The organism is Candidatus Njordibacter sp. Uisw_058, from assembly GCF_047730065.1.
In the GTDB taxonomy this organism is placed as follows: domain Bacteria; phylum Pseudomonadota; class Gammaproteobacteria; order Pseudomonadales; family Balneatricaceae; genus Njordibacter.
On the sequence record NZ_CP159829.1, the window covers coordinates 956,816 to 967,500 of the forward strand.

Consider the following 10,685-nt stretch of genomic DNA (forward strand, 5'->3'; position numbering starts at 1 on the left):
AAATGTTTAGAAGCCATGGATTGAGTATTTTTGCTGTTGTAATCGCAGCATTCATATCGCTTCCGGTGATTATTATTGTGAGTTACTTAGTGCAAGCAGATGGCGCCCTATGGCAGCATCTGCTTGATACGGTGCTCAACGACTATCTAATCAATTCATTGCTACTTCTACTAGGCGTGGGAACGGGCGTCATCCTGCTTGGCGTGCCCACGGCTTGGTTAACGAGCATGTGCAGTTTTCCTGGGCGTCGTTGGCTCAGTTGGGCCTTGTTGCTACCCCTAGCCATGCCGGCTTACATCATTGCCTACACTTATTCTGGCTTGTTAGACTTTGCAGGGCCGGTACAAACCTGGATTAGAGACCTTACAGGGCTGAGTTATGGCGCCTATTGGTTCTTTGAAATCCGCTCTTTAGGTGGTGCCATCATCATGATGTCACTGGTGTTGTACCCCTATGTATATTTATTGGCTAGGGCTGCATTCTTAGAACAGTCCGTGAGTAGTATTGAAGTGGGTTGCAGTTTAGGTTACTCCCGCTGGCAGGCGTTGTGGAAGTTAGCGTTGCCCATGGCTCGGCCTGCCATTATTGCAGGTTTGTCACTCGCTCTAATGGAGACCTTAGCAGATTATGGCACGGTGCAATATTATGGGGTTAGCACCTTTACCACGGGCATTTTTAGAACCTTTTATGGCTATGGTGATACCGCAGCAGCAGCTCAATTGGCAGCTAGCTTATTAGCTTTTGTGATTTTATTAGTTTTGCTAGAGCGTTATTCTAGACGCCGAGCCCGTTATCATTCAGCAGCAGAATCTCGTGCCCGTGCCGACTTAATTCCTTTATCAGGTAGCAAGGCGATTATGGCCTATGTGATTTGTTTTTCGCCTTTGATGTTTGGTTTTATTACCCCTGCAACGCAACTATTACTATGGGCTGTGTTCGAGGCAGAACCCCTTGGCTGGGACTTTGTTGGCCTTGCCTGGAATTCGTTTAGCTTGGCTTTTTTGGCAGCCATCATTGCCGTCATATTGGCCATTATCTTGTCCTATGCAAAAAGAACTAAACCCATTAAGCCTGTGCGCACAGTGCTTGCGATGGCAGGCTTTGGTTATGCTTTACCGGGCACGATCATAGCGATCGGGGTTTTAATTCCTTTAGCATGGCTAGACCACAGGTTAATAGATATTTTTGGCAGCTTGGGCTGGGACAATCCAGGGCTATTATTGTCGGGTAGTTTGGTGGCCTTACTGTTTGCCTATACGGTGCGCTTTTTGGCGGTAGCTGTTGGCAGTGTGCAGTCTGGCTTAGAGAAGATTAAGCCCAGTTTAGATCATGTGGGTCGTTCAATGGGTCATAGCCCATTAGACATATTGCGTAAAATCCATGTGCCTTTAATGCGCAGTTCCATACTTACGGCGGTGCTCATTGTATTTGTAGACGTGCTTAAAGAACTGCCAGCAACGTTAATACTGCGGCCCTTTAACTTTAACACCATGGCTGTGCGGGCCTATGAATTAGCCTCAGACGAGCGTCTTGTTGATGCGGCTCCAGCCTCCATTATGATTGTACTCGTTGGGCTTATTCCTGTATTAATGTTACACGCGTCTATTGCGCGTCGCAGACCCCACTAATATGAGACTGTTTAGATGACCATGTCCTTCGATAACACAGATCAGCATTTGCTGGTGGATAAGGTAAATATAGCCTATGGCGAGCACAACATTGTGCACGATGTAAGCTTGGCTGTGGCTGTGGGTGAGATTGGTTGTTTGCTGGGTCCTAGTGGTTGTGGCAAGTCTACTTTGCTAAGAGCGATTGCGGGGTTCGTGCCGTTAAAATCAGGCAGCATTAGTTTGGCAGGCAAAACCCTTGCTAAAGACGATTTTTGCTTACCGGCAGAAACCCGCAATGTAGGCATGGTGTTTCAAGATGTCGCTTTGTTTCCTCACATTAACATTGCTACCAATATTGCTTTTGGCTTGCATCACTGGCCCAAGGCTGAACAAGTCCAACGGGTGAAAGAATTATTAGATTTGGTGGGCCTTAGTGGTTATCAAGAGCGCTATCCCCATGCCTTATCTGGCGGTCAACAGCAGCGTGTGGCCTTAGCTAGAGCCATAGCGCCTAAACCCAGTTTATTATTGCTTGATGAACCCTTCTCTGGTTTAGACGCCATGTTGCGAGAAGAGTTAGTGCCAGAAGTGAGTGCTATTTTGCGGCATGAAAAAATTCCTGGTTTGTTAGTGACCCACGATCAAACAGAAGCCTTTACCATGGCTGATCATGTGGCGGTCATGAACCAAGGGCGCATTGAGCAATGGGACACTGCCTACAATATTTATCATAAGCCCGACGGGCGTTTTGTGGCCGACTTTATTGGCGAGGGTGATTTTTTAGCCTGCAATGTAAGTAGCGAAACCTGTGTTGAGTCGCCCATTGGCCATTTGTGCAGCGACCGAGCTCATGGCTTTGTCACAGGAGATAAAGCCGAAGTGTTTATTCGGCCTGATGACGTGTTGCATTTAGATGATAGCCCCATAACAGGGCGCATTATAAGTAAGCGCTTTCGTGGTACTCACTTTCTATACCGCGTATTAATTGCGGGCAATCAAACCTTATCCTGCTTCGCAGACTCTCATCATAACCATGAAATTGGTGAAGAAATTGGTATTAAACTGTCCCTTGATCACTTGATGCTGTTTTAAACAAAACGCATCGACAAGTCAATGGCACGGCAATCTTTGGTGAGCGCACCAATCGAAATATAGTCGACTCCTGTCGCCGCTATAGGCCGCAAGGTTTGTTCAGTAATTCCACCAGAGGCCTCTAGTTCTGCTTTGCCAGCGGCAAGCTTGACCGCATCACGCATCTCCTGCAAGGTGAAATTATCCAGCATAATGCGATCTGCACCAGCATCTAACGCTTGCTGTAATTCAGGCATGGTTTCCACTTCTACTTCTACGGGTTTGGTGGGTTCTTGGTATCGTGCAGTGGCAATGGCTGGGCCAATACCACCACAGGCGGCAATGTGGTTTTCTTTGATCAAAAATGCATCATACAAACCGATACGATGGTTATAACATTGGCCACAAGCCACGGCATATTTTTGGGCTTTGCGTAAGCCAGGAATAGTTTTGCGGGTGTCGAGTAGTCTCACGGGTGTGTCTGCCACTAAACTGGCGTAATAATGCGCAATGCTGGCAGTGCCAGACAAACACTGTAAAAAGTTAAGGGCGCAGCGCTCAAAGGTTAGCAGGCTGCGGGCATTACCATGGGCTTGAAACAATACTTGATTAGCCTTAGCTTGGTCACCATCAGCTACCATCCAGTCAACGGCGATAGTGGGGTCGACTTGGTGCGCCACTTCATTGACCCAATCCACCCCACAAATGGTGGCATCTTCACGGGTAATAACGGCTGCAGATGCGCTTTCATCGGCCGGTATAAGCCGGGCGGTAATATCGCCATCTCCCACATCTTCTAACAAAGCAGCACTCACGTTGGTGGGCACATCAGCTTTCAGAAAATGGAGGTTTAAGTCATCGGTCATGGGGTCGTTCCACGCTTAAAATGTTGTGGTTTAAAGGGCGTAATTATAACACACCCCTAAGGTCGGTTTAGAGCACAAAGGATAAAGTAATGGGAATACTAACCAAGGCCATTAAGTTACCAATAAGCACGATAGAGGCCACTCTTTTTGGGTCTTGTTGGTATTGTTCTGCCACCATGTAGTTCAATACCGCAGGTGGTAAAGCGCCAAACACAACCAACACAGCAAATTGCTCAGGAGGAAGGTTAAGGAAGAACTGGGCCATTATGGCCATTAAAATGCCGGAAACTGGGCAAAGAATGGCGCCCACTAAACCCACTTTCCAATCGTCAAATTCTATGTTGGTTAAACGAATGCCCAAAGTGAAGAGCATTAAAGGAATGCAAATTTGCCCCAGCATATCAATGGGTAACTGCACACTGTTGGGCAGTTGAAAGCCACTAAGGGCCATTAAGAAGCCTGCAATAGTTGCCAGCATTACCGGTTGATTAAGTAGGCTTAGTAAGCGCATTTTGGGGTTGATCATAAAAATGCCTAAGCTAAAGTGAAGGGTCATTTCGACAATAAAACACACCACAGCAATGGCTAAAAATTCTTCACCAAAGGCCAATAAAATTAACGGAATACCCATGTTGCCTACGTTGTTAAACATCATGGGTGGTATAAAGGTCTTCGTAGACCAAGGAGACAGGGCAATGACAGGCCACAGCAGTAAGCCTGAACCGAGCACCACAATAGTGGCTCCAACAGCCATGGGGCCAAGATGGCTAATGGGCACTGATTGATCAGCAAGAACCACAAATACCAATAAAGGGACAAACACTTCCATGTTGATTTGGTTAATGAGTTTTAGGTCTGGCTTGCGCCAACGGCCATACCCATAGCCAATGGTAGCGATAGCGACAAGGGGAAAAACAGTGGCGAAAACGCGTTCAATAATGCTCTGATCCATAAATATCTAAACTACCTAGTGTGTGAACTTAAAGTGGGTGCATAGGCCATAGTTGTAAATTATCAAGCACCGTAGGGTGACTAAAGTCGGTATCATACAGGGAATATTTAGCCTTGGATAATTGGTCATGGGTTTAGTTCAGATACAACTAATGGCGCTCATTCACCACGAGACCTGCCATCAGTGGCCTTGTATTGGTCATAAAACTTGACCAAAGTAGGATAAGCGGGTTATTTTTATTTCACTGGTAATTGGTAATACCAATGTTGCTGAAAAATGAAAACCAATAGTGTTGAAAAAAAATGCCTTTCGGCAACGTATTTCACACCCATGTGACAGTATTAATAGGAAGCGTTTATGGCGTACCCACAGGTCAAACAACCCAAAATATCAGATGTGATCATGGCGCAACTAGAGGCTATGATTTTAGAGGGAAGCCTGAAACCAGGGCAGCAATTACCACCGGAGCGAACCCTTGCGACTGAGTTTGAAGTGTCTAGACCTTCTCTGCGCGAAGCGTTACAAAAGCTATCGGCGAAGGGGCTCATTGTAAGTCGTCAAGGTGGAGGCTCATACGTGTCTGAAAAAATTGGCAGTAGCATTGCTGATCCATTAACAGAGCTCTTCTCTACGCATCCGGAAGCACAATATGACTTGTTGGAATTTCGTCATGCCTTAGAGGGGGTGTCGGCCTATTATGCTGCACTGCGCTGCACCCCAGCAGATAAAACTCGCTTGCAAGCTTGTTATGCCAATTTGCAAGCGGCTCATGATCAAAAGTCTTTTGAGAAAGAAACCAAAGCCGATGCTGAGTTCCATTTGGCCATTGCCGAAGCTTCGCATAATGCCGTGTTATTGCACACCATGCGCTCTTTATTTACTTTGCTGCATAAGAACATTTATTCCAACTTGGAAAGTGTGTATCGCAAGCGTGACACTCGGCAAGTGATTCATGACCAACACCGCGTGTTATTAGATACTATTGTTGGAGAAAATCCAGAAAAAGCACGCAATGCGGCTCATGATCACTTGACCTTCGTAAAAGAAGCTATTATTGAACAAAGCAAAGTTTCAACTCGCCAAGAGCGCGCTATGAGGCGTTCTGGGGTATAATTTTTAAATGTAAAATATTTACTCATAGGTATTTTTAGTAACCTAAACTGGCATTTTTTTGGTTATTAATGTAGTATTACTACACAAAATTTTCGTTGCGCAGAAACAAGTTGCTTTTGCATGAGTGAATAGGGGAAAAACGTGACACAGAGTCTTTCAGATGTAGATCCAATTGAAACACAAGAGTGGTTGGACGCTTTGACATCAGTGATTAAAAACGAGGGCGCTGAACGTGCTCGATATATATTAGCCAAACTTGGCGAGCAGGCCCGTTTACAGGGGGCTAAACTAGATAACTCGCTCACTACTCCTTACGTCAATACGATTGCGCCAAGCGAAGAGCAGCGCATGCCCGGCGACTTATTCATGGAACGTCGTATACGTTCTTTAATTCGTTGGAATGCCATGGCCATGGTGATGCGTGCTAATGATAATGATGACGGTCTGGGTGGGCATATTGCCAGCTTTTCTTCGTCAGCTACTCTGTATGACATTGGTTTTAACCATTTTTTCCGCGGCAACACTGATAAACAAGAGGGAGACTTGGTGTTTTTCCAAGGTCATATTTCTCCCGGCATTTATGCGCGCTCCTATTTGGAAGGCCGTCTCACCGATGAGCAGATGGACAATTTTCGCCGTGAAGTGGGTGGCAATGGACTATCCTCCTATCCGCATCCATGGTTAATGCCAGACTATTGGCAGTTCCCTACGGTCTCTATGGGGCTTGGGCCCCTGCAGGCGATTCATCAGGCTCACATTATGCGCTATCAGCAACAGCGTGGTTTGGTTGATAATGCGGATCGTAAGGTGTGGGCGTTTATCGGTGATGGTGAGTGTGATGAGCCTGAATCTTTAGGCTGTATTTCTCTTGCTGGGCGTGAAAAGCTAGACAATCTTATTTTTGTCATCAACTGCAATCTGCAGCGTTTAGATGGCCCTGTGCGTGGTAACGGTAAAATTATCCAGGAACTTGAGGGCATATTTAGAGGCGCAGGTTGGCATGTGGTTAAGGTGATCTGGGGGCGTCATTGGGACCCACTCCTAGAGCGTGACACCCATGGATTATTGCAGCAGCGCATGAATGAAGTGGTAGACGGTGAGTTACAGAACTATAAGGCCATGGGTGGCGCATACACCCGTGAGCACTTCTTTGGCAAATACCCAGAATTGTTAGCTATGGTGGCAGACTATACTGACGAAGATATCATGAAGCTCAACCGTGGTGGCCACGACCCTTATAAGGTTTATGCGGCCTATCATGAGGCGACTCATACGGAAGGTAAGCCCACCGTTATTTTGGCGCAAACGGTTAAAGGTTATGGCATGGGCAAGTCGGGCGAAGCCAAAAACCCCACTCATTCCTTGAAAAAGCTGGATATGGACGAAATGGAAAGCTTTTGCCAACGGTTTAATATTCCTTTAACCCGTGATCAAATTAAAACTGTGCCTTACTATCGTCCAGCGCAAGATACCCCCGAAATGAAGTATATGCGCGCCAGACGAGATGCCCTAGGAGGCGTTTTACCGAGTCGTCGTAATGATTTTGAGAGTTTAAAAACACCCACGCTAGATTCTCTGGCTGGTCAGTTAAAGTCCAGTGGCAAGCGTGAGATCTCGACTACCATGTCGTTTGTTCGCACCCTTACAACACTGGTTAAAAACAAAGATATCGGTGAGCGTGTGGTACCCATTGTGCCAGATGAAGCGCGTACTTTTGGTATGGAAGGCATGTTCCGTCAGTTAGGCATCTATACTGCGGAAGGGCAAAAGTATGTGCCCCATGATGCAGATCAAGTGATGTATTACCGTGAAGATCAGGCAGGGCAGATCTTAGAGGAAGGGATTAACGAAGCAGGCGCAATGGCTGCCTGGTTGGCTTGTGCAACCTCTTACAGTAATAATAATTATCCCATGGTGCCGTTTTACATCTTTTACTCGATGTTTGGTTTCCAGCGAGTTGGAGACTTAGCTTGGGCAGCGGGTGACAGTCAGGCCCGTGGATTCCTCATTGGAGCGACAGCAGGCCGTACCACTCTGAATGGTGAGGGTTTGCAGCATGAGGATGGACACAGTCATATTATGGGTAATCTCATACCCAACTGTGTGACCTATGATCCGACCTATGCGTACGAGCTAACGGTAATTATTCAAGATGGTTTGCACCGTATGTATGAGCTAAAAGAAAACAAGTTCTACTACATTACCGTGATGAACGAAAACTACCATCAGCCGGATATGCCGGTGGGCTGTGAAGCTGGCATTGTTAAAGGCATGTACTTGTTAAATGAAATTAAGTCGAAAGCTAAAAAGCGTGTGCAATTAATGGGTAGTGGTACCATTTTAAGAGAAGTGGAAGCGGCGGCAGACATTTTGGCAACAGAGTTCGATATAGGTTCAGATGTCTGGAGTGCGACAAGTTTTAATGAGCTTGGGCGCAACGCTCAGGACGTCAGCCGGTGGAATATGTTACATCCTGAGGCAGAGCCAAAGCAAAGCTATGTTGAAGAATGTTTGTCAGGCCACTCAGGCCCAGTCATCGCTGCTACTGACTATGTTAAGGCTTTTGCCGAGCAAATTCGGGAGTTTGTGCCAGCTAATTTTAAGGTGTTGGGCACCGATGGTTATGGTCGTAGTGACAGTCGTGAAAAGTTGCGAGAGTTTTTTGAGGTCAATCGTTACTACATTGTGGTTGCAGCCTTAAAAGCCTTAGCAGAAGATGGCACAATTAAGGTGAGCGAGGTTTCGCGGGCCATTAAAAAGTTCAATATCGACAGTGATAAGCCAAATCCAGTGCACCTTTAAGCTGCTGACGAGACGAGGACAGAGACATGGCAACAAGTAAAATGATGGTCCCAGACATGGGTGGTGCAGTAGACGTAGAGGTCATCGAGATTTGCGTCGCCGTGGGTGATGTGATTAGTGAGGGCGACTCTATCGTTGTGGTGGAGACAGATAAAGCGTCAATGGAAATTCCTGCATCAATTGCTGGAGTCGTTAAAAGTATTGCATTAAAAGAAGGTGATACCTGTAGTTTAGGTGACCTCATGGTGGAAATTGAAACAGACTCAACGCCAGATAAAGGTAAAGAGGCAGAGCCTCAAGTTCTAGCTCAAGCTGAAGTTCAAGTTAAAGTTGAAATGGCAGTAGAACCTTTGGCTGCTGTGATCGCTGATGCGCCAGTGCAAGCTCCTGTGGCAGAGTCAGAGCATGCGTTAGAGCAATTGGCCCTGGTGCCAGATTTAGGCGGCGCAGTGGATGTAGAGGTGATTGAGGTTAGCGTTAAAGTTGGCGATGAGTTAGCTGAAGGAGATAGTCTCATAGTGCTTGAGACTGACAAAGCCTCGATGGAGATTCCTGTTGAATTTGCTGGCACTGTGCTGCAGATTAACGTGGCTGAAGGTGCCAAGCTTAATGTGGGTGATGCCATTGCAGTTTTGGCAAGTACGGCTGAGGCAGTTGTGCCTGAAGTTATGGTTGAGGTTAAAGCAGTGTCTGCTGCCTCAGAGGCTTTAGCACCAGTGCCAGCAGTTGCCCAAACTCCAGTAGCGGCTCCTAAGGCTGCTCAAGCCCCTAATGTAAGTGTGGCGACTAACGTTATTGTAGCTAAAGTAGAGCCAGCAGCTGAAGTAGTTAATTCAGGCACTACTGGCACGGTCCATGCGGGTCCTGCAGTGCGTATGTTGGCTCGGGAATTAGGTGTGGATCTGTCTAAGGTGCCAGCCACAGGGCCAAGAGACCGGTTATTAAAAGAAGATATACAGGCTTTTGTGAAGCAAAAAATGCAACAGCCGGCGGCTCAGTCTATGCAGGGTCACGGCATAGAGCAGCCCCCTGCTATCGACTTTAGCCAGTATGGCAGTATAGATCGCATTAAAATGACTAAGGTGCAGCGCATTACTGCGCAAAATATGACCCGTAGTTGGCTTAATGTACCCCATGTGACTCAGTTTGATCATGCGGACATTACTGATCTAGAGTTGTTTCGCAAAGGCTTAAAGGCAGAAGCAGAGCTAAAAGGTACCAAGGTCACACCTTTGCCATTTATGCTTAAAGCCTGCGCCATGGCTTTGCGTCAGTACCCACAATTTAATGTATCGTTAGATAATGATGGCGAGCACATCGTGCAAAAGCACTACATCAATATTGGTATCGCTGTAGATACACCAGCAGGGCTCATGGTGCCAGTCATTCGTGATGTTGATCAGAAATCCATATGGCAATTGGCAGAAGAAGTGATTGTCATGGGGGCGAAGGCTAAAGACAAAAAGTTAATGCCAGCCGACATGCAAGGTGGTTGCTTTACTATTTCTAGTCTGGGGGGTATCGGTGGTACTGCATTCACGCCTATCGTGAATACACCAGAGGTGGCTATATTAGGGGTGTCCAAAGCAGACATGCAGCCTCGTTGGGACGGTAGTGAGTTTCAACCAAGGCTGATGATGCCTTTATGCCTGTCATACGATCATCGTGCTGTAAACGGCGCAGATGCGGCTCGTTTTACTCAATATTTAGCCAAAGTGTTGGGTGATATTCGCCATTTAGTGATGTAACTTTGGTCTCACACTTGGCCAGGGATTGAGTTTGAGGCGTGGTTTGAACAAGGGCGCGTAAGCGCCCTTTTCTGTGCCTGCTCTCTTTTGGTGCAGCCTAGGTGATATTTTAGGTAATTTTTTAGGCCTCATTGCCTTAAACCGCTTGTGCTTTGCCGTGCGATGGATATAATGGCGCTCCCTTGTTAAAGGGGCCTGTGACACGCCTTAAGCGAGTCGTTAAAAGGCCTTGTAAAACAAAGGTCTGGCAAAATCCTAAGGGACGCGTCAGGGATCGAAATAAAGTGGTTATTTACACCATTTCGATTGACGGCGAGGATTACTTCGGTATAATACGTCACCTCGGTTGAGCGCACTGCTTTAGGGCAAATCATTCAATCGACCGCTCTTTAACAATTTAATCAAGTAATTCGTGTGGGCGTTTGTTGGATTGGCAATAAGACCTGAACCCTTTCTTCGGAATAAGGTTGAGGCAACGATCAAACAGACGACTCGTGAATTCATTTAATATTGGCTTTTATGC

At 46.6% G+C, this 10,685-nt stretch carries 7 protein-coding genes; 5 read left to right on the plus strand and 2 right to left on the minus strand.

All coding sequences use genetic code 11. From position 1 onward, the window contains the following. Nucleotides 1-2 precede the first annotated feature (2 nt). Nucleotides 3-1,628 carry an ABC transporter permease gene (locus tag ABXT59_RS04420; protein ID WP_443637992.1) on the plus strand — a complete coding sequence of 542 codons (1,626 nt, stop codon included), beginning with the start codon at nt 3-5 and terminating at the stop codon, nt 1,626-1,628. A 15-nt stretch (nt 1,629-1,643) separates the two neighbouring features. Further along, nucleotides 1,644-2,702, plus strand: coding sequence for an ABC transporter ATP-binding protein (locus ABXT59_RS04425; protein ID WP_443637993.1), 1,059 nt, complete (start codon nt 1,644-1,646; stop codon nt 2,700-2,702). On the opposite strand, the gene nadC is transcribed toward ABXT59_RS04425, so the two are convergent. Both nadC and ABXT59_RS04435 read right to left on the minus strand, forming a co-directional pair. Next, nucleotides 2,699-3,547 (minus strand): carboxylating nicotinate-nucleotide diphosphorylase, encoded by an 849-nt coding sequence (nadC, locus tag ABXT59_RS04430; RefSeq protein WP_443637994.1) that lies wholly within the window; start codon nt 3,545-3,547, stop codon nt 2,699-2,701. The two genes, ABXT59_RS04425 and nadC, sit on opposite strands and share 4 nt — an antisense overlap. Before the next feature lie 67 nt (nt 3,548-3,614). Then, a complete protein-coding gene (locus tag ABXT59_RS04435; protein WP_443637996.1) occupies nt 3,615-4,499 on the minus strand; it encodes an AEC family transporter in 885 nt (294 codons plus the stop codon). 357 nt (nt 4,500-4,856) lie between these two features. Between ABXT59_RS04435 and pdhR the strand changes: the two genes are divergently transcribed. From pdhR to ABXT59_RS04450, 3 genes are all read left to right on the plus strand, one after another. Continuing rightward, nucleotides 4,857-5,612: a pyruvate dehydrogenase complex transcriptional repressor PdhR gene (gene pdhR / locus ABXT59_RS04440; protein ID WP_443637997.1), complete on the plus strand. Its 756-nt coding sequence runs from the start codon at nt 4,857-4,859 to the stop codon at nt 5,610-5,612. Nucleotides 5,613-5,753: 141 nt separating this feature from the next. Beyond that, on the plus strand, nt 5,754-8,414 hold the full coding sequence (aceE, locus tag ABXT59_RS04445) for a pyruvate dehydrogenase (acetyl-transferring), homodimeric type (RefSeq protein WP_443637999.1): 2,661 nt from the start codon (nt 5,754-5,756) through the stop codon (nt 8,412-8,414). Between the two features lie 26 nt (nt 8,415-8,440). Continuing rightward, nucleotides 8,441-10,162, plus strand: coding sequence for a dihydrolipoyllysine-residue acetyltransferase (locus ABXT59_RS04450; protein WP_443638001.1), 1,722 nt, complete (start codon nt 8,441-8,443; stop codon nt 10,160-10,162). Nucleotides 10,163-10,685 lie beyond the last annotated feature (523 nt).

Coding starts and splice junctions, on each gene's coding strand:
- ABXT59_RS04420 (WP_443637992.1), top strand. CDS start 3: ATGTTTAGAAGCCATGGATTGAGTATTTTTGCTGTTGTAATCGCAGCA.
- ABXT59_RS04425 (WP_443637993.1), top strand. CDS start 1,644: ATGACCATGTCCTTCGATAACACAGATCAGCATTTGCTGGTGGATAAG.
- nadC (WP_443637994.1), bottom strand. CDS start 3,547: ATGACCGATGACTTAAACCTCCATTTTCTGAAAGCTGATGTGCCCACC.
- ABXT59_RS04435 (WP_443637996.1), bottom strand. CDS start 4,499: ATGGATCAGAGCATTATTGAACGCGTTTTCGCCACTGTTTTTCCCCTT.
- pdhR (WP_443637997.1), top strand. CDS start 4,857: ATGGCGTACCCACAGGTCAAACAACCCAAAATATCAGATGTGATCATG.
- ABXT59_RS04450 (WP_443638001.1), top strand. CDS start 8,441: ATGGCAACAAGTAAAATGATGGTCCCAGACATGGGTGGTGCAGTAGAC.